The 23,902-nt window shown below is 62.2% G+C and carries 20 protein-coding genes; 11 read left to right on the forward strand and 9 right to left on the reverse strand.

The genetic code is table 11. The annotated features are described in order from the left end of the window. Positions 1–4: 4 nt before the first annotated feature. The 4 genes from QUH67_RS11615 to QUH67_RS11630 all read left to right on the forward strand — a co-directional run bounded on the left by QUH67_RS11615 (position 5) and on the right by QUH67_RS11630 (position 4,211). Positions 5–880: an S-methyl-5'-thioadenosine phosphorylase gene (locus QUH67_RS11615; RefSeq protein ID WP_300946820.1), complete on the forward strand. Its 876-nt coding sequence runs from the start codon at positions 5–7 to the stop codon at positions 878–880. Next, positions 877–1,980 carry an S-methyl-5-thioribose-1-phosphate isomerase gene (mtnA, locus tag QUH67_RS11620; protein ID WP_300946821.1) on the forward strand — a complete coding sequence of 368 codons (1,104 nt, stop codon included), beginning with the start codon at positions 877–879 and terminating at the stop codon, positions 1,978–1,980. Before QUH67_RS11615 ends, mtnA begins: the two co-directional genes overlap by 4 nt. Positions 1,981–2,035: 55 nt before the next feature. Beyond that, positions 2,036–2,578 carry a tripartite tricarboxylate transporter TctB family protein gene (locus tag QUH67_RS11625; RefSeq protein WP_300946822.1) on the forward strand — a complete coding sequence of 181 codons (543 nt, stop codon included), beginning with the start codon at positions 2,036–2,038 and terminating at the stop codon, positions 2,576–2,578. A gap of 121 nt (positions 2,579–2,699) precedes the next feature. Beyond that, positions 2,700–4,211: a tripartite tricarboxylate transporter permease gene (locus tag QUH67_RS11630; RefSeq protein ID WP_300946823.1), complete on the forward strand. Its 1,512-nt coding sequence runs from the start codon at positions 2,700–2,702 to the stop codon at positions 4,209–4,211. 184 nt (positions 4,212–4,395) lie between these two features. Here QUH67_RS11630 and aroQ read toward each other — a convergent pair whose 3' ends face one another. Both aroQ and QUH67_RS11640 read right to left on the reverse strand, forming a co-directional pair. After that, complete coding sequence (gene aroQ / locus QUH67_RS11635; RefSeq protein ID WP_300946824.1) at positions 4,396–4,872, reverse strand: type II 3-dehydroquinate dehydratase; 477 nt, start codon at positions 4,870–4,872, stop codon at positions 4,396–4,398. Between the two features lie 103 nt (positions 4,873–4,975). Continuing rightward, positions 4,976–6,169, reverse strand: a complete 1,194-nt coding sequence (locus tag QUH67_RS11640; protein WP_300946825.1) for a CaiB/BaiF CoA transferase family protein — start codon at positions 6,167–6,169, stop codon at positions 4,976–4,978. A 327-nt stretch (positions 6,170–6,496) separates the two neighbouring features. Between QUH67_RS11640 and QUH67_RS11645 the strand changes: the two genes are divergently transcribed. The 3 genes from QUH67_RS11645 to QUH67_RS11655 all read left to right on the forward strand — a co-directional run bounded on the left by QUH67_RS11645 (position 6,497) and on the right by QUH67_RS11655 (position 13,122). After that, positions 6,497–9,697: a M10 family metallopeptidase C-terminal domain-containing protein gene (locus QUH67_RS11645; protein WP_300946826.1), complete on the forward strand. Its 3,201-nt coding sequence runs from the start codon at positions 6,497–6,499 to the stop codon at positions 9,695–9,697. 458 nt (positions 9,698–10,155) lie between these two features. Next, a complete protein-coding gene (locus tag QUH67_RS11650; RefSeq protein WP_300946827.1) occupies positions 10,156–11,229 on the forward strand; it encodes an acyltransferase family protein in 1,074 nt (357 codons plus the stop codon). 324 nt (positions 11,230–11,553) lie between these two features. After that, the gene (locus QUH67_RS11655) at positions 11,554–13,122 is read left to right on the forward strand and encodes a lipopolysaccharide biosynthesis protein (RefSeq protein WP_300946828.1); all 1,569 of its coding nucleotides are present in this window, start codon (positions 11,554–11,556) and stop codon (positions 13,120–13,122) included. 24 nt (positions 13,123–13,146) lie between these two features. Here QUH67_RS11655 and rfbA read toward each other — a convergent pair whose 3' ends face one another. From rfbA to QUH67_RS11675, 4 genes are all read right to left on the reverse strand, one after another. After that, on the reverse strand, positions 13,147–14,025 hold the full coding sequence (gene rfbA / locus QUH67_RS11660) for a glucose-1-phosphate thymidylyltransferase RfbA (RefSeq protein WP_300948013.1): 879 nt from the start codon (positions 14,023–14,025) through the stop codon (positions 13,147–13,149). 77 nt (positions 14,026–14,102) lie between these two features. Beyond that, positions 14,103–15,377: an acyl-CoA dehydrogenase family protein gene (locus tag QUH67_RS11665; RefSeq protein ID WP_300946829.1), complete on the reverse strand. Its 1,275-nt coding sequence runs from the start codon at positions 15,375–15,377 to the stop codon at positions 14,103–14,105. A 168-nt stretch (positions 15,378–15,545) separates the two neighbouring features. After that, positions 15,546–16,886: an amidohydrolase gene (locus tag QUH67_RS11670; RefSeq protein ID WP_300946830.1), complete on the reverse strand. Its 1,341-nt coding sequence runs from the start codon at positions 16,884–16,886 to the stop codon at positions 15,546–15,548. Between the two features lie 114 nt (positions 16,887–17,000). Beyond that, positions 17,001–17,381 (reverse strand): VOC family protein, encoded by a 381-nt coding sequence (locus QUH67_RS11675; RefSeq protein WP_300946831.1) that lies wholly within the window; start codon positions 17,379–17,381, stop codon positions 17,001–17,003. A 322-nt stretch (positions 17,382–17,703) separates the two neighbouring features. Here QUH67_RS11675 and htpX point away from each other — a divergent pair, with 322 nt between their 5' ends. Beyond that, positions 17,704–18,645 carry a zinc metalloprotease HtpX gene (htpX, locus tag QUH67_RS11680; RefSeq protein ID WP_300946832.1) on the forward strand — a complete coding sequence of 314 codons (942 nt, stop codon included), beginning with the start codon at positions 17,704–17,706 and terminating at the stop codon, positions 18,643–18,645. 73 nt (positions 18,646–18,718) lie between these two features. Here htpX and ppk2 read toward each other — a convergent pair whose 3' ends face one another. Both ppk2 and QUH67_RS11690 read right to left on the reverse strand, forming a co-directional pair. After that, complete coding sequence (ppk2, locus tag QUH67_RS11685) at positions 18,719–19,825, reverse strand: polyphosphate kinase 2 (protein ID WP_300946833.1); 1,107 nt, start codon at positions 19,823–19,825, stop codon at positions 18,719–18,721. Between the two features lie 130 nt (positions 19,826–19,955). Beyond that, positions 19,956–20,735 (reverse strand): SDR family NAD(P)-dependent oxidoreductase, encoded by a 780-nt coding sequence (locus QUH67_RS11690; protein WP_300946834.1) that lies wholly within the window; start codon positions 20,733–20,735, stop codon positions 19,956–19,958. 164 nt (positions 20,736–20,899) lie between these two features. Here QUH67_RS11690 and QUH67_RS11695 point away from each other — a divergent pair, with 164 nt between their 5' ends. From QUH67_RS11695 to QUH67_RS11705, 3 genes are read left to right on the forward strand one after another with little or no spacing between them, the layout of a single operon-like run. Further along, complete coding sequence (locus QUH67_RS11695; protein ID WP_300946835.1) at positions 20,900–21,685, forward strand: enoyl-CoA hydratase/isomerase; 786 nt, start codon at positions 20,900–20,902, stop codon at positions 21,683–21,685. Then, positions 21,682–22,668, forward strand: a complete 987-nt coding sequence (locus QUH67_RS11700; protein WP_300946836.1) for a phosphotransferase family protein — start codon at positions 21,682–21,684, stop codon at positions 22,666–22,668. Before QUH67_RS11695 ends, QUH67_RS11700 begins: the two co-directional genes overlap by 4 nt. A 2-nt stretch (positions 22,669–22,670) precedes the next feature. Then, a complete protein-coding gene (locus tag QUH67_RS11705) occupies positions 22,671–23,045 on the forward strand; it encodes a DUF6285 domain-containing protein (protein ID WP_300946837.1) in 375 nt (124 codons plus the stop codon). 52 nt (positions 23,046–23,097) lie between these two features. Here the strand turns inward: QUH67_RS11705 and QUH67_RS11710 are convergent, their stop codons facing one another. Next, positions 23,098–23,877: an enoyl-CoA hydratase-related protein gene (locus QUH67_RS11710; RefSeq protein ID WP_300946838.1), complete on the reverse strand. Its 780-nt coding sequence runs from the start codon at positions 23,875–23,877 to the stop codon at positions 23,098–23,100. Positions 23,878–23,902 lie beyond the last annotated feature (25 nt).

Below are 23,902 nucleotides of genomic sequence, written 5' to 3' on the forward strand. Positions count from 1 at the left end.
AGTCATGACGCGTGCCGTGCTTGGCATCATCGGCGGATCCGGCATCTATGATTTGCCGGGGCTGCAGGATGTCCGCGAGGAAACCATCGCCAGTCCGTGGGGCGAGCCGTCCGCGGCGCTGACGCGCGGCGAGATCGATGGGCTGCCGATCGTGTTCTTGCCAAGGCACGGTAAGGGTCATGTACTGTCGCCTTCCGACATCAACTATCGCGCCAATATCGACGTGCTGAAGCGGGCAGGGGTCACCGATCTGGTTTCGCTCTCCGCCTGCGGCTCGTTCCGCGAGGACCTGCCGCCCGGAACGTTTGTGCTCGTCGATCAGTTCGTCGACCGCACCTGCAAGCGCGAGAGTTCGTTTTTCGGCAAAGGCTGCGTCGCCCACGTCTCGATGGCGCACCCGGTGTCGCCGCGGCTGCACGTGCATCTCGCAGCCGCCGCGAAGGCCGAAAGCATCGCAGCCGTGCAGGGCGGCACGTATGTCTGCATGGAAGGCCCGCAATTCTCGACGCTGGCCGAGAGTCTGATGTACAAGGCCCAGGGTTTTTCGGTGATCGGCATGACCAACATGCCCGAAGCGAAACTCGCCCGCGAGGCGGAGATCTGCTACGCCAGCGTGGCGATGGTCACCGACTTCGATTGCTGGCATCCCGATCACGACGCCGTCACCGTGCAGGACATCATTCGCGTGCTGAACTCCAATGCCGGCAAGGCCAAGGCGCTCGTGGCACGGCTCGCTCGGGATTTTCCGCGTGAGCATGAGCTGTGCCCGATCGGATCGGACAGGGCGCTCGACAGCGCGTTGATCACGGCGCCGGAAGCGCGCGATCCGCAGTTGCTGAAGAATCTCGACGCCGTGGCCGGGCGGGTGTTGCGGTCATGAAGGTCGACGGCCGGCATTTCCGCAGCATCTGGTTGGCGCAAGACGGCTGGTCGGTGGGTGCGATCGACCAGCGGCGCCTGCCGCATGAATTCGTGATTGCCCGCCTGGAGACCGCCGACGCGGCAGCGGACGCGATCCGCAGCATGCTCGTGCGGGGAGCGCCCTTGATCGGCGCGACGGCCGCCTACGGCATGGCGTTGGCGGTGCGGGATGATCGTTCCGATGCCGGTATCGATCGTGCCTACGAGCTTCTGATCGAGACGCGGCCGACGGCGATCAACCTGAAATGGGCGCTCGATGTCATGAAGCGCGTGCTCAGGCCGGCGGCGCCTTCCGAGCGCGTGCCAATAGCCTATGCCCGCGCCGCCGAGATCGCCGAGGAGGATGTCACGATCAACGAGGCGATCGGCCGGCATGGCCTGGCGCTGATCGAACAGATCGCGGCGACGAAGAAGCCCGGCGAGCCGGTCAATGTCCTGACCCATTGCAACGCCGGCTGGCTCGCGACGGTGGATTGGGGCACGGCGACGGCGCCGATCTATCTGGCCCACGAGCGCGGCCTGAAGGTTCATGTCTGGGTCGACGAAACCCGGCCACGCAATCAAGGCGCTTCGCTCACGGCCTGGGAACTCGGCCACCACGGGGTGCCGCATACGGTGATCCCGGACAATACCGGCGGCCATCTGATGCAGCACCGGATGGTCGATCTCGCCATCGTCGGCACCGACCGGGTGACCGCCAATGGCGATGTCTGCAACAAGATCGGCACCTATCTGAAAGCGCTCGCCGCGCACGACAATGACGTGCCGTTCTATGTTGCACTGCCGTCGCCGACCATCGACTTCAGTATCGATGATGGCATCAGTCAGATTCCGATCGAGCAGCGCAGCGCCGACGAGGTGACGACCATGACCGGCCGCACCGCCGATGGCCGCGTCGAAACCGTGCGCGTGGTTCCCGACGGTTCGCCGGTGGCCAATTACGCTTTCGACGTCACGCCGGCGCGGCTCGTCACGGGCTTGATCACCGAGCGCGGCCTGCTGCGCCCCGATCGTGCTGCACTTGCGAGCGCCTTCCCGGAACGCAGCGCGGGACATTGACGTCTGGCATACCAGCGTCGTAATCCCTCTCGGATCGCTGCACCCGGAAGCTCGCATGTCCAACACCGATATCGAGATCGTCGTCGAAGATCCGACTGCGCCGGAGGCGGATTCGCCTGCGGTGACCAGCGTCCGCGCGGTCGACGTGATCGTCTCACTCCTGCTGCTCGCGCTGGCGTCCACGCTCGGCTACGACAACTGGCGCACCGGCGCGGGGTGGGAATCGACCGGCCCGCAGGCCGGTTATTTTCCGTTCTATCTCTCGGTCATTCTCGCCGGCGCCAGCCTCTATGGGCTGGTTGCGGCTTTCCTGTCGCGCAAGGAGGCGACCGAGGTCTTCGTGACCCGCGCGCAGCTTCGCCGCGTGCTGGCGGTATTCGTGCCGACGCTGCTGTTTTGCCTCGCCATGCAGTTTCTCGGGCTCTATGTCGCGAGCTTCCTGCTGATCGCCGGCTTCATGCGGGTCGTCGGCAAGATCGCGCTGTGGAAATCGCTGCTCACCGCCTTCGTATTCACCGCCGTGATGTTCGTGACTTTCGACGTCGCCTTTGACGTCATCATGCCAAAGGGCCCGCTCGAAGCGGCGCTCGGCCGCTAGTCAAGGTTCGTATGACTTCTTCCGTTGCGAGCGCAGCGAAGCAGTCGATGGTGCCACAAGGGAAGTGTGGATTGCTTCGTCGCTTCGTTCCTCGCAATGACGAAATACCTGGGATGGTCTGATGGAAGCGCTTGGCCTCTTGATGCACGGTTTTGCCGTGCTGCTGACGTGGAAGACGCTGCTCTTGATGATGCTCGGGCTCGTGCTCGGCATCTTTGTCGGCGTGCTGCCCGGCCTCGGCGGTCCCAACGGCGTCGCGATCCTGCTGCCGCTGACCTTCACGATGGACCCGACTTCGGCGATCGTGATGCTGTCCTGCATTTATTGGGGCGCGCTGTTCGGCGGCGCCATCACCTCGATCCTGTTCAACATCCCCGGCGAAGCGTGGTCGGTGGCGACGACGTTCGACGGCTATCCGATGGCGCAGCAGGGCAAAGCGGCGGAAGCGCTGACCGCGGCGTTCACCTCCTCATTCATCGGCTCGCTGGTCGCTGTCATGCTGATCACCTTCCTGGCGCCGATGATCTCGTCCTTCGCGTTGAAATTCGGACCGCCGGAATTCTTCTCGGTATATCTGCTGACGTTCTGTTCCTTTGTCGGCCTCGGCCGTGAAGCCAAGCACAAGACGGTCATTTCGATGTCGCTCGGCCTGTTGCTCGCCGGCATCGGCATGGACACCGTGTCCGGCCAGTTGCGCATGACTTTCGGTTCGTCGGAACTGCTGCGCGGCGTCAACTTCCTCGTCGCCGTCATTGGCCTGTTCGGTATCAGCGAAATTCTGCTGACCATGGAGGAGCGGCTGGCGCTGCGGGGGCATGCCGCCGGCATTTCACTGCGCGTGGTGCTGTCGGTCTGGAAAGACCTGCCGAAATACTGGGTGACGCTGTTCCGTTCCTCTTTCATCGGCTGCTGGCTCGGCATCACGCCGGGCGGCGCGATCGCCGCGTCCTTCATGGGCTACAATCTCGCCAAACGTTTCTCCAAGGACCCGGACAGTTTTGGCAAGGGCCGCATCGAGGGCGTGTTCGCGCCGGAGACGGCGGCACATGCCTCCGGCACCGCAGCGCTGCTGCCGATGCTGGCGCTCGGCATTCCCGGCTCCGGCACCGCGGCGATCCTGCTCGGCGGGTTGATGGTGTGGGGCCTCAACCCCGGGCCGCTGCTGTTCGTCGAGCACAAGGACTTCGTCTGGGGCCTGATCGCGTCGATGTATCTCGGCAACGTCGTCGGCCTCGTGCTGGTGCTGACGACGGTGCCGATCTTTGCTTCCATCCTGCGGGTGCCGTTCGCGGCGGTGGCGCCGATGATCGTGGTGTCCTGCGCGATCGGCGCCTATGCGATCCAGAACGCGATGTTCGACATCTGGCTGATGCTGGGCTTTGGCGTGGTCGGTTACGTCTTCAAGAAGATCGGCATTCCGCTGGCGCCGTTCACGCTGGCGCTGGTGCTCGGCAACCGCGCCGAGGATGCGTTCCGCCTGTCGATGATCGGCTCCGGCGGCGACCTGAAGGTGTTCTGGTCGAACGGACTGGTCGGCTCGATCACGACGCTGGCGATCGTGCTGCTGTTCTGGCCCGTGATCGACAAGGCGTTCGGCAGCGTGTCGCGCATGCTACGGCCGGCGCGGGCGTAGCGTTTCATCATTGCCTTCACCGGTCTACATCTTGTGTCTAAGAATCGAGCAGGCCCCATTTCTACTTTGCATGGGGTTGTTTTCGCACTTTTGCCCCGTCGGGAGTAGCTTGCATCAATGATGCAGTGCGGCGCGCGTCGTGATCGCGGTCTGCGCGAGGTCAGCGGGCCGGACGCGCGTTCCTTTACTTTGGTCCGCTGCTGATGGCGGCGGGAAGTGACGAAGGCAGCTTGCCTGCGGCTTGCAGCGCGGCCTGCATGGCGACGATATAGCCGTAAGGACCCAGCCCCGCGATCACGCCTTTCACAGCGGCCGACAGCTTGGAGTGCCGATGCAGTTCGTCGCGGGCGTGGATGTTAGAGATGTGCACCTCGTAGATCGGGCCATCAAAAATCTTCATCGCATCGTAGATCGCAATCGAGGTGAAGGAGTAGGCGGCGGGATTGATGATGAGGGCGTCCGCCGAGCTGCGGGCGGACTGGATCAGGTCGACCAGCTCGCCTTCGTGGTTGGACTGGTGAAACGCCAGTTGCGCGCCGGTGAAGGCGGCGAATTCCTCGCAGGACGCCTTGATGGCGTCGAGCGTGGTCGAGCCGTAGATATGCGGCTCGCGGACACCGAGCATGTTCAGGTTCGGGCCGTTGAGGATCATGATGCGCATGGATTGCCTTTCACGGGTGATGCCGGAATAGTGTAGCCGATCGCGGACGCAGGTCAGCCGCTCGCCGGCACCACCGGCGTAGTAGGCTGATCTACCCTGCCGGTCACACCACCTTGCGTTGACGCAATTCCGCGATCTCGTCCTTGCCGAAGCCGAACTCGGTCAGCACCTCCTCGGTCTGCTCGCCGAATTCCGGCGGCCGTGCTGCCATCCTGCTCGGCGTGCGCGAGAGCGTCACCGGTTGGCCGACGAGCTGGATATGGCGGTTCTCGTCGTTCGGCACGTGCTGGGCGATGCCGAGATGCTTGACCTGGGCGTCCTCGAACATCTGGTCGATCGAATAGATCGGGCCGCAGGGCACGCCAGCGTCGTTCAGTTCCTTGACCCAGGTTTCCGTCGATTTCTTCTCGGTGAGCTTGCCGATCAAGGCATTGAGCGCGTCACGGTTCTTCGACCGCGCCGGTGCTGTGGCGTAATCGGGGTTGGTGACCAGTTCGGGCGCGCCGATCGCCTGTGCGCAGCGCTCCCAGATCCGTCCGCCCGTGGTGGCGATGTTGATGTAGCCGTCGGAGGTCTTGAACACGCCCGTTGGAATCGAGGTCGGATGGTTGTTGCCGGCCTGCTGGGCGACGTCCTTCTCCATCAGCCAGCGCGAGGCCTGGAAATCCAGCATGAAAATCTGCGCCTGCAGCAGCGAGGTCTGCACCCACTGACCCTGGCCGGAAACGTCCCGCTCCAGCAGTGCGGTGAGGATGCCAATGGCACAGAACAAGCCGGCGGTGAGGTCGGCGACGGGGATGCCGACCCGCATCGGGCCCTCGCCGGGTGCGCCGGTGATCGACATCAGCCCGCCCATGCCCTGCGCGATCTGATCGAAGCCCGGCCGCTTGTGATAGGGCCCGTCCTGGCCGAAGCCGGAGATGCTGCCATAGACGATGCGGGGGTTGATCTGGCGCAGGCTCTCATAGTCGATGCCGAGCTTGGCCTTCACGTCGGGACGAAAATTCTCGACCACGACGTCGGCCTGCTCGGCGAGCCGCTTGAACACTTCGAGGCCCTTGGGGTCCTTCAGATTCAGCGTCATGGCCCGCTTGTTGCGGTGCAAATTCTGGAAATCCGAGCCCTGCCGCGGGCCGCCCGGCTGCTCGCCGCCGCCATCCTCCAGCAGCGCGTCGATCTTGACGACATTGGCGCCCCAATCCGCCAGTTGGCGGACGCAGGTCGGCCCGGAGCGGACGCGGGTAAGATCGAGCACGGTGAAACGGGAAAGGGCCTGCGAAGCACGGGGGAAAGGCATTGAGAAACCTTCTTCTTTTGGATTTCGCGGGGGGGCGGGCGGACCCGTTTGGCTTAAACAATCTGGCGCCGATTTCCAACTGCTTGTTCACCATCCGCGGGACGGCCATGCCGGCAGGGCAAGGCGAGGTTTTGGCTGCGGACGCCGCTGCAACGCTGGGAAGCCCCGCAAAACCACGGACCGCCGGGGGCGCCTTTCGCAGTAAAACATCGCAAAGCGCGCGCACGCCAAAATCCGGCTGGTAAACAAGCGTTAACGAGGCGAATCTAGCCTCCGGATGCGCTGCGATTCCCCTGCAACCCGGCGACCTGCCGAGGGGCCTGATCGATGAAAAAGAACGGCCTGCTTTCCGAGGACATCTGGTTGTTCCAGGCGCCTGATGCCGGGATGGGCGCGCCCGCGCCTGACGCGGTGCATGATACGATGTTTCGGGATGAGGGCGAGCCTTTCCCGTTGGCGGATGCCAGCGGCGGTTTGGTTGATGTGATGGTCTCGGCCTCCAAGCCGGTCGTGTCGATCGCGACGCTTGCCGACTACCTCGTCAACGGCTTTTGGGTTTACAACAGCACGCCGGCCCATCACTTTTCTTCGAATACCATCACCTACAACATCACCGGGCTGAATGCGGCGGAGCAGTTCCTCGCGCAGACGGCGATGCAGGCATGGTCCGAGGTCGCCAACATCAGCTTCGTCCAGACCTCCGGCGCTGCAAACATCACCTTCACCCACAATGGTACGATGCAGGCCTATACCAGCGGCGCCTGGTACGGGAACGGCGCGATCGCCTATCAGACCATCAACATCAGCACCGACTGGGTCACCACCGACGGCGGCGCGAACGACAACAAGACCGGCATCGATAGCTATGCCTACCAGACCTACGTCCACGAAATCGGACATGCGCTGGGGCTGGGCCATCAGGGGCCTTATAATGGCAGCGCGTCGTATTCGACCGACGCGATCTATGCCAACGACACCTGGCAATATTCCATCATGTCGTATTTCTCGGAGCAGAATTATTCCGGGAGTTCATACCGCTACGTGGTCACGCCGCAGATGGCGGACATCTACGCCGTGGGGTTGATGTACGGCGCGGCCACCTCGACGCGAACCGGCGACACCGTCTACGGTTTCAACAGCAATGCCGGCGCGGTGTTCAATTTCGCCGCCTACAGCCCGGCGCCGGCGCTGACGATCTATGACAGCGGCGGCAACGACACGCTCGATTGCTCCGGCTATTCCGCGGCGCAGACCATCGACCTGAACGCGGGTGCGTTTTCCTCGGTCGGCGGCCTGACCAACAATATCGGGTTGGCGCTCAACGCGGTGATCGAGAAGGCCATCGGCGGCAGCGGCAACGACCACCTCATCGCAAGCAACACCGGCTCTACGCTTTCAGGCGGCGGCGGCGCCGATACGCTGACGGGCGGCGCCGGAAACGATACGTTGATTGGTGGCGCCGGCGTCGACAACATGACCGGCGGCAGCAGCGGCGATACCTTCGTGTTCCTGCTCGGCAACAGTTCGGCCGCAAGCGGCCAGCGCGACCGCATTACCGACTTCGTATCCGGTACAGACCACATCGACCTCAGCGGGTTCGATGCGATCAGCAGCAGCGGCAGCTACGATCAGTTCAAGTTCATCGCCACCGCCGCCTTCCACGGCGCGGCCGGCGAACTCAACTATTTCTATAACAGCTCGACCGGCGTCACCACGTTGCAGGGCGATACCAACGGCGACGGGGTCGCCGATTTCGGGATCGATCTAACCGGCAATGTTGCGATCAGCCTGACCGATCTGATCGGGGTGTACTCGACGCCGGTGGTGATCGAGTCCTTTGGCGATACCAGCCTTACCGTGATCGGCAACAACTACGCTTTGAACCCGGCCGGTGGCGGAACCGGCCCGTTACTGAAATACGGCTCGGCGGTGACCGTGGGACAATACGGTGCCTGGACGTTCATTGGGGCGGAAGAGATATCTGGCGGGTATGAAGTTGCGTTGCATCTGCCCGGCTCAGATCAGTACACGGTCTGGAATACCGACATCAACGGCAATGTGGTTTCCAACGGTACCGGGGGAATCGTATCGGGTGCCAGCACAGCACTGAGATCACTGGAGCCGAGCTTCCAGCAGGATCTGAATGGAGATGGCGTCATTGGCGTTCCCGCCGCCGTCGTGGTCGAGGCCTACGGAAACACCAGCCTCGCGGTGGTTGGAAACAACTATGCCCTGAATCCGTCGGGCGGCGGCACGGGACCCTTGTTGAAGTACGGTTCGGTGATCACCGTCGGTCAATACGGCAGCTGGACCTTCATTGGGGCAGAACAGATTTCTGGGGGGTATGAGGTTGCTTTGCATCTGCCCGGTTCAGATCAGTACACGGTCTGGAATACCGATACGAACGGCAATGTGGTTTCCAACGGTACGGGGGGTATCGTATCGGGAGCCAGCAATGCGCTGAAATCACTGGAGCCGAGCTTTCAGCAGGATCTGAACGGAGATGGCGTCATTGGCGTTGCCTCCTCCATTGCGGTGATCGAGTCATACGGGAACACCAGCCTCGCCGTGGTTGGAAACAACTATGCCCTGAATCCGTCCGGGGGAGGCAACGGGCCGCTGTTGAAGTACGGTTCAGTGATCACCGTGGGTCAATACGGCGCCTGGACCTTCATTGGGGCGGAACAGATATCTGGCGGTTATGAGGTCGCTTTGCATTTGCCAGGCTCGGACCAGTACACGGTCTGGAATACCGACATCAACGGCAATGTGGTCTCCAACGGGACCGGCGGTATCGTATCGGGAGCCAGCGCTGCATTGAAATCGTTGGAGCCGAGCTTCCAGCAGGACCTGAATGGGGATGGCTTCATTGGTGCCGGTTCTGCCAGCGTGGCGATCGAGTCCTATGGAAATACCAGCTTGACGGTAGTTGGAAACAACTACGCCCTCAATCCGAGTGGGGGTGGTATAGGGCCCCTGCTGAAGTATGGTTCTGTGATCACGGTGGGTCAATATGGCGACTGGACCTTCATTGGAGCGGAGCAGATATCAGGAGGGTACCAAGTCGCTCTGCATTTGCTCGGTTCAAATCAGTATACGGTCTGGAACACCGACGCGGATGGTAATGTTGTTTCCAACGCCACCGGGGGCATAGTATCGGGGTCCAGCAATGCGCTGAAATCGCTGGAGCCGACTTTCCAACAGGACCTGAATGGAGATGGAGCTATCGCGGCGAATTTGCTCGGATACCAAACCGCGCAGCAAGCGCTACAGGACGCCTTCGTTTTCGACCGGTTCGGCGCGCCGACGGACGGTCCTGATTTCGGTTCACCAGCGGGAGGCGGAGATAAGTTAATCGTCTACGCTCTTGATGGTGCAAAGGCGCTCGAAGCTGAGGCCATGGGTGCGATCGTTGGTCAGCTACACCAACCACATTCGGATTTTGCAACATCGCATTCGATCGAAAGTTTGGATTCTGCACTTGTCCAAGTGGATTGGCGTGTATTTGACTACTTCATTGTGCAATGAACGTGTCGTAACTGAACGGCTTTTCCCCCGGGGGCATCAAGGATCGTTAGTTCGCATCTGTAATTGATCAATAGCACCGCGGTCTGTCGATTTCTCTCCAGCCAGCAAATCTCCTCAGGGTTGCAAGATCGCTACAATCTGGATTTTAAAACTGCTGTGGTGGGATTTGCCGCTTTCGCAGTCGCCCAGTCGCGGGGCCCTACACTCCGTGATGCCGTGGTAGTCGAACTCACCAAATGGTCTCTTGCCCGAACGGTGCTTTCGCTTTTGGCCGCCCTTCCAAGCTGACGTGGTTGACACCGACAGCGTGAACACGGCAAAGCGACGATGCGTCGTCAGCACTTCGCAGGGCTCGTTAACCCGTGCGTCAAAGTCTTTCCGATCACGGGTCGTCGCGCCATGGCGAATCTCTAGTTTGGGGTTTGTCCGTTGAATTTGCGGTGTTAGAGGTCAGCTCCATGCTCAGTCTCGACAGATCAAAAAATGATACTTCCGTAACGCTCGATTTGCTCCGAGCGATCGCCGCGCAAATGGTCTGCGTAGGTCACGCCTTAAATTTCTTCATGGGAAACTGGCCGAGCAGCTTGCCCTATATGCAGAACGTCGGGGTTCTTCTGTTTTTCATTTTGTCAGGCTTTCTAATAATGCATACGCTGATTAAACGATCCGAACGCTCAGACTATGGTTTCACTCAATTTCTCATCGACCGCTTCGCCAGGATCTACTCTGGACTGATCCCCGCGCTCGTTTTGATTATCGCGATCGATTGGATTGTGATTCATCTTACTGCCGATCCGCACGTTGTTCGATACTTCAACTTGAAGACTCTCGTCGCGAATCTATTCATGTTGGAGAGCTATCGCGGTGCTTTCGAGAACAACTTGCGATGGTCTGCATTTGGATCGGCTTCGCCGTTGTGGACGCTTGCAATAGAATGGCACATCTACATGTTCGTTGGTGCTGTCTTCTTCATGTTGAAGGCCCCGCGCTCATTTCTTCACATGTTACCGATCGCCCTGTTCTTCGGGCAGACCTCATTGCACTTCCTGAGCGGATCGTATCAGCCGGATGGCGTCGGCCGAGGCCTGTTCTCTCTCTGGCTGGGCGGAGCAGCCTTATATTTTGTGACCAGAAATTCCTCGATCCCGAGGTGGCCGGCTATAGCGATGGCTATCTCAGGACTTGCGATATTCGTTGCAACCCATCCAGCCCACGCTGAATACAACCTTGCCGGCTATCCGCTGCTGCTCATCGCGGTGATTGGCGTTATCGCTGCAACGCAAACCAGCCATCTGTCGAAGGGCTTCCGCATGACAAGAGCGATCAGCTTCTTCGCGGATTACTCGTTTACACTTTACCTGATCCACCATACCTTGATGTATGCAATGTGGGTCATCTGGCCGGATCGAGGCGTTCTGATGTTTGGGCTAGCCGTGACGATCTCGAATCTGTTCGCAATCGGATTGGCAGCGATAGGTGAAAAGCATCATCATCGAGTTGCGTTATTTCTATCGAACCGTCGCCCGCTCTGAGAGTATCCTAAATAGAGCAGGTGTTCCGCTTCGTGTTCGACCGGCCGAAAGTAATAGCGTCGAATTCCATCGGTACGTGGCGTTGCCACTCTCAAAAGCCGGAGAAGCGCCTTCGTGCTACATCTAACGCGGGCTAACCGACGGTAGGGATGTTAAGATCCGGTTCGATCTTCCCTCACACTGTTCTCATCTGTAAGGCGATCCGAGTGCCTCGGATGTGTTACGGCAATTTCTTTCCCCACCCTCCCACTGTTCGCTTCCGCACCCTCGACATCCTCCTGCCGGACTGATAGCCCGGCTGCGATGCCTTTGTGAGGTCTGGCCTTGATCGATGAGCCCGTTGAGGTGCGCGGTAAAGCGGTGGCTTCGTCGAGTGCTCCGGTGCCCGGCCGGGCAGGACGGCTGTTTGCCGGGTGGTCCGCCAACCTGGTCCAGATGGTGCTGGGAATAACCCAGCAGGTCGCGCTGATCCCGGTGTTCCTGCACTATTGGACGGGCGACATTCTGGCGGCATGGTTTGCCATCTATGCCATCGGCAATCTCGCTTTCATCGCCGATGCCGGCTTGCAGTTCCGTGCGATCAACCGGTTTCTGCAATTCAAGTCTGGCATCGACAGCGACGGCCGCACTGCGCGATTTTACGGTGCGATGCTGCGGATTTATCTCGGGCTTGTGGCGGCGTTGACATTACCGCTGTTGCTGGCGTCGGCTTTGCTGGCGCCATCCACGGCGTTCGGATTTGCCTCGGTTGCGCATTTCGATGCGGCATTCGTCGTCATGGCTGCCGGAATGCTGTGGACGGTGCCGTCCAATCTCGTTGCGGCGTTGTATCGTGCGCGAGGACGCTATGGCCGCGCGGTGAAGGTTCAGAATGCCGCCGTTCTTGCCGGGCAATTCGGCCAATTGGCCGCCATTGTCACGACCGGCAGCTTGTTGGCCGTCGCCCTGGCTTACGCCGCCGCGCAGGTCGTTGCCACGATCTGGCTATTGACGATCGACGCTCCGCGATTGTTTCCATATTTGCGCACGGAACGCGTGGCGCTTTCATGGCGCTGTATTGCCGGTCAGTTTCGCAAGGCCGTGCCATTTGCGGTGGCCGGCGCCGCCGACCTTGCCTTGCTCAATCTGCCGGTTCTTTTGGTCAGCGCATTTGTGTCCGACCGAGTCGCCGTCGCGCAGTGGGGGCTTACCCGCGTGGTCGCCGGCTTGCTGCGTGTTCTCTGCGTTCAGACGACCCTGCCTCTGGCCGCCGAACTGGGCCACGATCACGCCATGGGTGATACGCAACGGCTGCAAAGCCTGTACGCCCGCGGATCGATGCTGGTGACGCTGCTGGCGAGCGTCGTGGTGTCCGGCCTGTTGCCGTTCTGGCCGGATTTTTTCGCGCTCTGGACCCACGGTATCGTTCCCTACGATCCGGTGCTGACGGTGACGTTGCTGCTCGGCACGGCCGCCGCCGCCCCCTCGATCCTGGCGCTGAATTACGCCAATTACAGCAATCGCGGCGATCTTCTGGTCCGGGCCAAGGGACTGCAACTCGTCGTTTTCCTGATCCTGGCGGCTGCCCTGACACCCTCGATGGGATTGATCGGGGCGGCGATTGCCGTCATCGCCAGCGAACTCTTGATTCAGTTCGGCATGCTGGGACGGATCATCCTGCAAAAGACGCTGCAGCACCCGCTGCGGCATGTATGTCTTCTGGCAGCGGTGATGATTGGCGTGACGCTCGCGGGCTGGGCGCTGGGATTGGTGATCCGCCTGACTGTTCCGCTGGCGGCACCGGCGCGTTTTTTCGCCGAATGCGCGCTATGGTTGCTTTTCGTCGCAGTGGCCGCCAGTCCGCTGGCGATCGAAAGCGTTCGGGCGCGATTATCCGCGGCGATTCCGCACTAGGGACTTTCCGTTGCGATTGAATCGCTAGCGTGGCATCCCCGCCTGCCGGATCAGATATTGCCCGTAGCCGGTGTTCTTCAACGGCTCGGCCAGGCGCAGCAATTGTTCGGCGTCGATGAAGCCCTGGCTGAACGCGACCTCTTCGGGGCAGGCGATCTTCAGGCCCTGGCGCTTCTCCACGATGTGGATGAACTGCGAGGCCTCAAGCAGCGATTCGTGGGTACCGGCGTCCAGCCAAGCATAGCCGCGGCCGAAACGCTCCGCGTGGAGCTCGCCGTGCTCGAGATACCACTGGTTGACATCGGTGATCTCGAGTTCGCCGCGCGGCGAGGGCTTCATCTCCCGAACGACGTCGACGACCCGTTCGTCATAGAAATAAAGACCAGTCACGGCGTAGTTCGATTTCGGCGCCTTTGGCTTTTCGACGATCCGCAGCGGTCGATGCGAGGCGTCGAATTCGATGACGCCATAGCGTTCGGGGTCGTCGACCCAGCACGCGAACACCGTGGCGCCGTGGTCCTGCCGTGCGGAACTGCGCAGCAGCGCCCGCAGATTGTCGCCATAGAAGATGTTGTCGCCCAGGATCAGCGCAGAGCATCCGCCGGCGAGAAAATCCCGCCCGAGCAGGAACGCTTCCGCGATTCCGCCGGGACGATCCTGGATCGCAAAGGAGAGTTCGATCCCCCATTGCCGGCCGTCGCCGAGCAGGCGCTTGAACTGGTCGATCTCTTCCGGCGTGGTGATGATCAGGATTTCGCGCAGGCCTGCCATCATCAGCGTGGTGAGCGAGTAATAGATCAGCGGCTTGTCGTAGACGGGCAGCAGCTGTTTCGAGGTCGCGAGCGTCAGCGGATAAAGCCGCGTGCCGCGGCCGCCTGCCAGAATGATGCCTTTGCGGTCCATGCCACCCGTGCTCACGTCGCCGTCTTCCAAATGCCGGCGGGGTGCCTCGTTAGATCTGCGGGCACCCCGAACAGTCCTTACGGCATGCTCAGTTCGTGCCGGCCGACCACCATCCAGTGCACCTCGTCAGGGCCGTCGGCGAATCGGAGGTGACGGACGTCCTGGTACATTTCGCCGAGCTGGCTCCATTGCGAAATGCCGGTGGCGCCGTGCATCTGGATCGCCTGGTCGATGATCTTGCAGGTACGCTCCGGCACCATGGCCTTCACCATGCTGACCCAGATCCGCGCTTCCTTGTTGCCGAGCACGTCCATCGCTTTCGCCGCCTTGAGCACCATCAGCCGCATCGCCTCGATCTCGCAGCGCGCCTGCGCGATGATCTGCAAATTGCCGCCGAGATGGGCGATCTTCTTGCCGAAGGCTTCGCGGGTCAGACCGCGCGACACCATCAGGTCGAGCGCCTTTTCCGCCTTGCCGATGGTGCGCATGCAGTGATGGATGCGGCCCGGTCCGAGGCGGACCTGCGAGATTTCAAAGCCGCGGCCCTCGCCGAGCAGAATGTTCTCCTTCGGCACCCGGCAATTGTTGAAGCGCAGGTGCATGTGGCCGCGCGGCGCGTGATCATGGCCGAATACGTGCATCGGCCCGAGGATTTCGACGCCGGGGGTGTCGATCGGCACCAGGATCTGCGACTGCTGCTTGCTCGGCGGCGCGTCCGGATTGGTCTTCACCATCACGATCATGATCTTGCAGCGCGGATCGCCGGCGCCGGAGATGTAATATTTCTCGCCGTTGATCACCCATTCGTCGCCGACCAGTTTTGCGGTTGTCGAGATGTTCTTGGCGTCCGAGGAGGCGACGTTGGGCTCCGTCATCGCGTAAGCCGAGCGGATCTCGCCGGCGAGCAGCGGCTTCAGCCACTTCTCCTTCTGTTCCTTGGTGCCGACGCGCTCCAGCACCTCCATGTTGCCGGTATCCGGCGCCGAGCAGTTCATGGTCTCCGAGGCCATCGGATTTTTCGCGAGCTCGACCGCGATATAAGCGTAGTCCAGATTCTTCAGGCCCTGGCCGGTCTCGTCGTCAGGCAGGAAGAAGTTCCACAGGCCTTCTTCCTTGGCCTTGTCCTTGGCTTTCTGCAGCACCGCGAGCTGTTCCGGCGTGAAGCTCCAGCGGTCCTTCTTGGCTTCGCCGAGCCGCATGAATTCGACCGACATCGGGTCGACGGTCTCGCGGATGAACTTCTTGACGTGCTCGTACAGCGGACGAACCTCGTCCGACATCCTGAGATCGTTGAGTTCTTCGCCCGGATTGAGATTGTAGGTTGTGGTTCGCGGGATATAGGCGTGTTTCATGGATTATTCCTCCCATTTGCGCAGGATTCATCAGCCTGCGGGCGCGCGCTCAGGCTCGTTGGCGGGCAATGTAGACGCGGGGCAGGGGCTTGTACAAGCGCGGGAAAGCGCCGCCATTTTCCGTCGCACGGCAGGATCAATGCGCCTGCGGGATCGACTACCGCCCCGTTAGTCTCGTTTTCGCCGGGCCTTCTGCTCGAAGGCGCTCAGCACGGCAAGCGTCATCGCGGTGATGCCGGTTTCGATGGTCGGCTTCGGTACCGGGGCGAACAGCGGCGAATGATTGGCGGGGATTGGCGGACCGCCGTTGCGGGCTGCGTCGATACGTTCCTGGTCGTAGACGCCGATGTTGAACATCATCGACGGCACGCCGGCGCCGGCGAATTCGGAGAAATCCTCGCTGGCGGTCCCCGGCGGCGATACCCTGAACTTGTCGCCGAATGCCGCCTTCAAAACCTCAGCCGTGGCGGCGACCACATCCGGATCGTTCATGACCGGCTTGGTGCCCTCGGGCATCTTGATGTCGGGCGCGGGCGCCCCTGACATGGCGGCCGCGGCCTTCGCCGTCCGTTCGATCCCGGCATGCAATTTGGCACGAACCTCGGGCTTGTAGGATCGGATGGTGCCGGAGAGCTGTACGGAGTCGGGGATGATATTTCCAACCGTGCCGCCGTGAATGGCACCGATCGTCACGACGCCGAATTCGGTCGGATCTTTTTCGCGGCTGATCACGCTCTGTACGTCGACAATGAACCGCGCCGCGATCGCCACGGGGTCGACAGCCGTGTGCGGCGCCGAGCCGTGCCCGCCGCGGCCGTAGAACGTGATCTCGAGGCCGTCGGCGGCTGACGTGCCGACCCCGCTGCGATAGAAGATCGTGCCATGGGCGAACGGGCCGTCGTGCAGCGCCAGCGCGATGTCGGGCTTTGGAAAGCGCGTGAACAGGCCGGCCGCCAGCATCGCCCTCGCACCCGCCACGATCTCTTCCGCCGGCTGGGCAATGAACATCAGCGTGCCCCGCCAGCGCTCTTTCAGGCCGAGCAGCGTCTTGGCGGTTCCGACCCAGCTCGTCATGTGGATGTCGTGGCCGCAGCTATGGGCGACGAACACCTCCCGCCCGCTCCAGGTGGCCTTGTCGCGGCTCGCATAATCGAGGCCGGTCTTTTCTTCCATCGGCAGGCCGTCGAGTTCGGTGCGCACCATGACGGTGGGGCCGTCGCCATTCCTGTAGATGGCGACCAGTCCGGTCCGGCCAACATTCTCGGTGACGTCGAATCCGAGCGCGCGCATCTCCGCGGCCAGTCTCGCGGCAGTCTTTACTTCCTGAAATGCGAGTTCGGGATGGGCGTGCAATTCCTTGTAGAGCGCGTCGAGCTTTGGATAATCGCTAGCGATCGACGTCTCGATCGCTTTCTTGAGAAGAATGGCGTCGAGTTCGGCATTGGCCGGCAGCAGGGTGGCTGCGTAAAATGCGGCGGCCGCCGCGAGGGATTTGACGCGTGCATGCATGCTGTGCTCCCTCTATTGGTGCGTAGGGTGGGTCAGGCGTAAGCCGTAACCCACCATCGCGCGAGAAAAGGAGGGGGGTACGCTTCGCTAGCCCACCCCACGATTCCACGATCTTTACGCCGGTATCCGGTGCATTGCGCAGATCTTGTTCCCGTCGGGATCGCGCAAATACGCCAGATAGAGTTTGCCGGCTGCGCCTTCGCGAATGCCGGGCGGGTCTTCGCAGGACGTCGCGCCATTGGCGATGCCGGCCGCGTGCCAGGCATCGGCCTGCTCAGGCGAGTTGGCCAGGAAACCAATGGTGCCCCCGTTTGCAGGCGTCGCTGGCTCGCCGTTGATCGGCTTCGACACCGAGAATGTGCCGGTCTTGGTGAAGTAGAAAATGCGGTGGCGGTCCACCTTGGCCGGCCGGACATCGAGCGTGCCGAGCAGCGCGTCGTAGAACGCCTTGGCCTTTTCCAGGTCGTTGGTGCCGATCATGACATGCGAAAACATCAGTGAATTCCTCCCAGGTTTTTCCAACGAACAGACGCGATTGGCTCGCGCTTCGCAGGCCGGAACGCCGCTGCGCTGCTCGTTGTCCGCAATGTAGACGGCGGCGTTGGCGTTGTACAAGCAGCGATGAAGCAACCGCTGGAATTCCCAGGAACCGCCGGCCGCCTGCAGATTACGGTTCGGTAATCCTCCACCGTGGCGGCGGTTTCCTCCGGCAAACGCGACGCCTCGACGCATCCCGGCATCTTGAAGCCCGGCCAAGGGAATTCCTACCTGTGGGATGCCAGCCCCGGCATTCGGCCGCGGGCGGAGGGAGACGACAATGAGCTACTTCAAGACTGCCATTCTACTGGCTGGTCTTACCGGCCTCTTCATGGGCGTCGGCTATTTGATTGGCGGCGCCACCGGCGCCGTGATCGCGCTCGCGATTGCGGCTGCGACCAACCTGTTCGCCTACTGGAATTCGGATCGCATGGTGCTGTCGATGTATGGCGCGCATGAGGTCGACCGCAACAGCGCGCCCGATCTCGTCCATCTCGTAGCCGAGCTGGCGGGGCGCGCCGGCCTGCCGATGCCGCGCGTGTTCATCATGGACGAGGCGCAACCCAACGCGTTCGCCACCGGCCGCAACCCGCAGAACGCGGCGGTCGCGGTGACCACCGGCCTGATGCAGCAACTCAGCCGCGAGGAACTCGCCGGCGTGATTGCGCACGAACTCGCGCACATCAAGAACCACGACACGTTGCTGATGACCATCACCGCGACGATCGCCGGCGCCATCTCGATGCTGGCGCAGTTCGGCATGTTCTTCGGCGGCAATCGTGACAACAACAACGGCCCTGGCGTCATCGGCTCGATCGCCATGATGATCCTGGCCCCGCTCGGCGCCATGCTGGTACAGATGGCGATCAGCCGGACCCGCGAATACGCCGCCGACGATCTCGGCGCGCGCATCTGCGGCCAGCCGATGTGGTTGGCGTCGGCGCTGAGCAAGATCGCCAATGCTGCGCATGTGGTGCCGAATCCGGAAGCGGAGCGGAATCCGGCCACCGCCCATATGTTCATTATCAACCCGCTGTCGGGTCACGGTATGGACAACCTGTTCACCACGCACCCCTCGACCGAGAACCGCATCGCCGCGCTCCAGCAGCTCGCGGCCCATATCGGCGCGCAGGGCGGAACGCTGTCGGTCAACAGCCGCGGCAACTACCCGCGCCGCAGCCCGTGGGGCCGGACTTCACCCTCGCGCGGACCATGGGGATAAGCGACAGAGCAAATACCCGCCGCCATCTACGCGGCGGCGGGCTGGCGCGAGCCCTGACGCAGGAACTGCGACATCAACCCGTGTGCTCTTCCCGCTCGTGAATGATGTTTGCCCGCCCGACCAGGAGATTGTCGACAAGACCTATCCGGCTGGCGTCCTTGCCGGCGTAGGGCATCGAATGCAGCACATAGCGCATCGCGTTCAGCCGGGCCCGCTTCTTGTCGTCGGACTTGATGACGATCCAGGGGCAGTCGGCCGTATCGGTATGGAAGAACATCGACTCCTTGGCCTTGGTATAGTCCTCCCATTTGTCGAGCGAGGCGAGATCGATGGGGGACAGCTTCCATTGCTTGAGCGGATGTCCCTCACGCTCCTTGAAGCGTCGCCGCTGTTCTTCCCGGCTGACGGAGAACCAGAACTTGATCATGTGAATGCCGCTGCGGACGAGGTTGCGCTCGAATTCCGGAACCTGGCGCAGAAATTCGTCGTATTCACCCTGGCCGCAGAACCCCATCACACGTTCGACGCCGGCGCGATTGTACCAGCTGCGGTCGAACAGGACGATTTCGCCGGCCGTGGGCAGGTGCTGAATGTAACGCTGGAAATACCACTGGCCACGCTCGACCTCGCTCGGCTTTTCAAGCGCGACAACGCGGGCGCCGCGTGGATTGAGATGCTCCATGAAGCGTTTGATCGTGCCGCCTTTTCCCGCCGCATCGCGTCCCTCGAACAGCAGAACGATTCTCTGGCGGGTGTCCTTCATCCAGTTCTGCATCTTCAGCAGTTCGGTTTGCAGGACGAATTTCTGCTCCTCGTAGTCCTTGCGCAGCATGCGCGCCGCATAGGGATAGGTGCCAGACCGCCAGTCCTCTGAAAGCTGGTCGGGAGGATGTTTCAGCATCTTCGCCTTTTTGCCGGTCAAAAGCTGCCGCAGGCGGCGCGCGTCGTCGGGAGCGGCGCCGTCCAGCATGGCGATCACCGGCTCGCTGCTGGCGTTCAGCGCCGGCGGGCCGTTCAGGATGGTTTCGAAGGCCGCCAGTTCGGTTTCGATCGCCCCTTCGGACGATTGCTCCACCAAAGACCGCTCGACCGGATTGAGACTGACCCCGCTCCGGACTGCTGATTTGCCTGACCGGGTTTTCTTACCAGACCGGGTTTTCCGCCTCGCAGATTTCACCATTGGATCGCCTCCTTGAAGAAATATAGAGATGGCTGGTTGCAATCTGTGTTGACCTACATCAAACGGAGGCGCTCCCTGGTCTGCTGCGCCCGGCGCGACGGACGAAACGGACTGTAGTTCTCGACCAACCTCAAAACGCCGTGTACCCGCCGTCGATCACGAAGCAGTCCGCGGTATGATATGATGACGCCTTGCTCATGATGTAGACCGCAATACCGCCGAAATCGCTGGGCTCGCCAAAGCGGCGCACCGGGATGCGCGGCATCACGTTGGCGACGAATTTCTCGTTGCCCATGATGCCGGCGGTCATGTCGCTCTTGATCCAGCCGGGCAGGATCGCATTTGCGGTCACGCCGTAGCGCGCCAGTTCGACGGCAAGCGCGCGGCACAGCGCGTTCAGCGCGGCTTTCGTGCCGGCGTAGTGCTCGTTGCGCGCGGTGCCGAACAGCGACGCCAGGCTGGAAGTCGCGACCAGCCGGCCGAACTTGTCGCCGGCTTCCGCACGTTCGGTCATGTGGCGAGCAGCCGCCTGGAATACATGGAAGACGCCGTCGAGATTGGTCGCGAACATTTTTCGCCATTCCTCCTCGGTGCGGTCGATGAAGGCCCGCCGGCCGCCGCCGCCGATGCCCGCATTGGCGAAGCAGCCGTCGACCCGGCCGAACGTGTCGAGCGTGGCCTTCATCGCGGTCTTGACGGAGGCGGGATCAGCGACGTCGCAGATCTGCGTATGAACCTTGCCGGGGCCGGCCGACATGGTCGCCGCCGCGCTCTTGTTCTTGTCGGCGTTGCGGCCCCAGATCGAGACGTTGCAACCCTGCGCATTCAGCGCCTGCGCGATGCCGAGGCCGATGCCGCCATTGCCGCCGGTGATGACCGCCGTGCGGCCGGTGAGGTCGAAGATGCTCATTCGGTGTTTCCATTTGTCGTGGGGCGCGATAAGTCGTGCGCCCGGTGGCGGGCAGATGTCCTGCGGTAAGCATGGACAAGCACGTCAGGAAAATCAAATATGGGCACGGATATCGGCTCTTCCGCGCAGCGAAATAGCGCGTAAACACAAGTCATGAGGAAACCATGCAGTTCAAGCACGTCACGCTCGATTTCGATGGCCCGGTCGCCATTCTCAAGCTCGACCATCAGGAGGTCATGAACGCGGTCTCGATGGACATGCTGGGCGGTCTCGGCGAGGCGCTCGATGCGATCGACGACAAGCGGGACGAGGTGCGCTGCCTGGTGCTGACCGGTGCGGGACGCGCATTCTGTACCGGCGCCAACCTGCAGGGTCGCAACAAGCCCGGCAAGAGCAACGCCGGCTCATCGCTGGAGATCGGTTTTCATCCGTTCCTGCGCCGGCTGCGCCGGCTGCATTGTCCGATCGTGTCGGCGGTCAATGGTCCCGCCGCCGGCGCCGGGATGAGTTTTGCATTGATGGGCGACATGATCGTATGCGCGCGCTCGTCCTATTTCCTGCAGGCGTTCCGCCGCATCGGCCTGGTGCCGGATTGCGGCTCGACCTGGCTGTTGCCGCGCATGATCGGCAAGGCGCGTTCGGTCGAATTGTCCTTGATGGGCGAGCGGCTGCCGGCCGAGAAGGCGCTGGAATGGGGCCTCGTCAACCGCGTCTATGACGATGCGGTGTTGATGGAAGAGGCGATGAAGCTCGCGCATGATCTGGCCAACGGGCCGACGATCGCGCTGTCGCTGATCCGGAAACTGTATTGGGACAGCCCGGAAAATTCCTTCGAGGACCAGCTCAACCTCGAATATGAATCGCAGCGCATCGCCGGCGCAGCAGAAGACTTCAAGGAAGGCGTCGCCGCGTTCCTCGAAAAGCGCCCCGCCAAGTTCAAGGGCAAATGATCGAGGACCAACTCGGACGCTGTGTCGCCTCCTGGTACAGGGGAGCGACCGGCGTGACCGGCGCGGCAAAGCTTTCGGGCGGCGCCAGCCAGGAGACCTGGACGTTCGACATCGTTCATCCGGACGGCAATATCGGTGCGATCCTGCGCCGGGCGCCGCCCGGCTATGGCGCGTCGCCGGGACGGGCCGCCGGGCTCGATGCGGAAGCGACGCTGATGCAGCTCGCGTATGATGCCGGCCTGCCGTCGCCACGGGTGATGCATGTGCTCACGCCTGCGGACGAGCTCGGCACCGGCTTCATCATGCAGCGTATCGAGGGCGAGACCATCGCGCGCAAGATTTTGCGCGACGAACAGTTCGCCGCTGCGCGGCCGATCCTGGCGCGGCAGCTGGGCAGGGTGATCGCCGGCATTCACAGCCTGCCGGCCGAGAAATTGCCGAAGTTGCGGGAGATGAGCGCGACAAAGGAAATCGCCGACCTCGAACGCGAGTACCGCAGTTTTGGCTGGCCGCGCCCGGTGTTCGAACTGGCGCTGCGCTGGCTGCGCGCGCGCGATCCCGGACCGTCGAAAGAGGTGACGCTGGTGCATGGCGATTTCCGCCACGGCAACCTCATCATCGGTCCCGACGGCGTGCGCGCGGTGCTGGACTGGGAGCTCGCGCATTTCGGCGACCCGATGGAGGATCTCGGCTGGATCTGCGTCAACTCCTGGCGCTTTGGCGAGATCGACAAGCCGGTCGGTGGTTTCGGCGCGCGCGAGGACCTGTTCGCCGGCTATGAGGAAACCGGCCGCAAGGTCGACGCGGATCGCGTGATGTTCTGGGAAGTGATGGGCACGCTGCGCTGGGGCATCATGTGCTGCGGCATGATGCAGCGTTTTCGCAAAGGCCCCGACCATTCGATGGAACGCGCCATGATCGGCCGGCGCTCGTCGGAGACGGAAATCGATTTGCTGAGGCTGCTGGCTCCGAGAGTTGGGTAAAGATGCAGGACGAACCGACACCCACCGAACTGATCAAGGCGGTCGCGGACTTCCTTCGCACCGAGATCACGCCTCAGATCAAGGGCCACAACGCCTTCAAGCTCCGCGTCGGAATCAACGCACTCGACCTCGTGACGCGGCAATTGACGCTGGCGGAGGAGAGCGATGCGGCGGAGGCGGGGAGGCTGAAGCAGTTGCTCGGCGCGGACGGCTCGCTTGTCGAACTGAACCGCGCGCTGTCGGAAAAGATTGCCAAGGGCGAGGTCGATCTGCAGACGCCGGGACTTGCCGAACATCTGTGGCAGACGACGATGGACAAGCTCGCCGTCGATCAGCCGAACTACGGGTCGTACAGGCGGGAGCTGGGGAAGAAGTAGCCCACTCCGCCGTCATGGCCGGGACAAGCCCGGCCATGGCGAAAAAGGGTCGTTACTTCCCCAGCCATTTCGGCGCACGCTTCTCCGAAAACGCCTTCGGCCCCTCGATGTAGTCCTGCGAGGCCGCCATGGCTTTCACCGCCGGGTACTCGCGCTGTTCCGCGATCGCCTGTTCCAGCGAGACCTCGAGCCCCCGCTGGATCGCCTGCTTGGAGGCGCGGATCGACATCGGCGAGTTCTTGGCAATCGTCTCCGCCCAGCGTTCCGCCGCGGCCAGCGCTTCGCCGGCGGGAACCACCTCATTCACGAAACCGAGTTCGAGGCCTTCCTTGGCCGAGACGTGGCGGGCGGTGAGGATCATACCCATGGCGCGCTTCAGGCCAATCTGTCGCGGCAGGCGGTGCACGCCGCCGGCGAGCGCCGCGAGGCCGACGCGGGGTTCGGGCAGGGCGAAGGTGGCGTTTTCCGAGGCGATGATGAGATCGCAGGCCAGCGCGATTTCGAAGCCGCCGCCCATCGCGACGCCGTTGACGGCGGCGATGATCGGCTTGTCGCAGTCGAACCGCGAGGTGAGGCCGGCAAAGCCGCCCTTGTCCCAGCCGCGTTTTCCCCCGGCCGCCTGCCATTTCAGGTCATTGCCGGCGCAGAACGCCTTGTCGCCGGCGCCAGTGACGATCGCCACCCACTGTTCGGGATCGGCGGAGAAATCGTCGAATACCTTGTTGAGTTCGAAATGCGCGTCGATATGCAGCGCGTTGTAGACTTCGGGCCGCGACAGCGTGACGATCGTGATCGGTCCCTTGCGCGTCACCTTTGAGAATTTCAGGTCCATGTTTGCTCCCGTCTGGATTTTCTGC

The sequence above is a fragment of the Bradyrhizobium roseum genome, from assembly GCF_030413175.1.
Classification (GTDB): Bacteria; Pseudomonadota; Alphaproteobacteria; order Rhizobiales; family Xanthobacteraceae; genus Bradyrhizobium; species Bradyrhizobium roseum.

Excerpts from the sequence above, each read along its gene's own strand:
- QUH67_RS11615 (WP_300946820.1), top strand. The coding sequence starts at position 5 with ATGACGCGTGCCGTGCTTGGCATCATCGGCGGATCCGGCATCTATGAT.
- mtnA (WP_300946821.1), top strand. The coding sequence starts at position 877 with ATGAAGGTCGACGGCCGGCATTTCCGCAGCATCTGGTTGGCGCAAGAC.
- QUH67_RS11625 (WP_300946822.1), top strand. The coding sequence starts at position 2,036 with ATGTCCAACACCGATATCGAGATCGTCGTCGAAGATCCGACTGCGCCG.
- QUH67_RS11630 (WP_300946823.1), top strand. The coding sequence starts at position 2,700 with ATGGAAGCGCTTGGCCTCTTGATGCACGGTTTTGCCGTGCTGCTGACG.
- aroQ (WP_300946824.1), bottom strand. The coding sequence starts at position 4,872 with ATGCGCATCATGATCCTCAACGGCCCGAACCTGAACATGCTCGGTGTC.
- QUH67_RS11640 (WP_300946825.1), bottom strand. The coding sequence starts at position 6,169 with ATGCCTTTCCCCCGTGCTTCGCAGGCCCTTTCCCGTTTCACCGTGCTC.
- QUH67_RS11645 (WP_300946826.1), top strand. The coding sequence starts at position 6,497 with ATGAAAAAGAACGGCCTGCTTTCCGAGGACATCTGGTTGTTCCAGGCG.
- QUH67_RS11650 (WP_300946827.1), top strand. The coding sequence starts at position 10,156 with ATGCTCAGTCTCGACAGATCAAAAAATGATACTTCCGTAACGCTCGAT.
- rfbA (WP_300948013.1), bottom strand. The coding sequence starts at position 14,025 with ATGGACCGCAAAGGCATCATTCTGGCAGGCGGCCGCGGCACGCGGCTT.
- QUH67_RS11665 (WP_300946829.1), bottom strand. The coding sequence starts at position 15,377 with ATGAAACACGCCTATATCCCGCGAACCACAACCTACAATCTCAATCCG.
- QUH67_RS11670 (WP_300946830.1), bottom strand. The coding sequence starts at position 16,886 with ATGCATGCACGCGTCAAATCCCTCGCGGCGGCCGCCGCATTTTACGCA.
- QUH67_RS11675 (WP_300946831.1), bottom strand. The coding sequence starts at position 17,381 with ATGTTTTCGCATGTCATGATCGGCACCAACGACCTGGAAAAGGCCAAG.
- htpX (WP_300946832.1), top strand. The coding sequence starts at position 17,704 with ATGAGCTACTTCAAGACTGCCATTCTACTGGCTGGTCTTACCGGCCTC.
- ppk2 (WP_300946833.1), bottom strand. The coding sequence starts at position 19,825 with ATGGTGAAATCTGCGAGGCGGAAAACCCGGTCTGGTAAGAAAACCCGG.
- QUH67_RS11690 (WP_300946834.1), bottom strand. The coding sequence starts at position 20,735 with ATGAGCATCTTCGACCTCACCGGCCGCACGGCGGTCATCACCGGCGGC.
- QUH67_RS11695 (WP_300946835.1), top strand. The coding sequence starts at position 20,900 with ATGCAGTTCAAGCACGTCACGCTCGATTTCGATGGCCCGGTCGCCATT.
- QUH67_RS11700 (WP_300946836.1), top strand. The coding sequence starts at position 21,682 with ATGATCGAGGACCAACTCGGACGCTGTGTCGCCTCCTGGTACAGGGGA.
- QUH67_RS11705 (WP_300946837.1), top strand. The coding sequence starts at position 22,671 with ATGCAGGACGAACCGACACCCACCGAACTGATCAAGGCGGTCGCGGAC.
- QUH67_RS11710 (WP_300946838.1), bottom strand. The coding sequence starts at position 23,877 with ATGGACCTGAAATTCTCAAAGGTGACGCGCAAGGGACCGATCACGATC.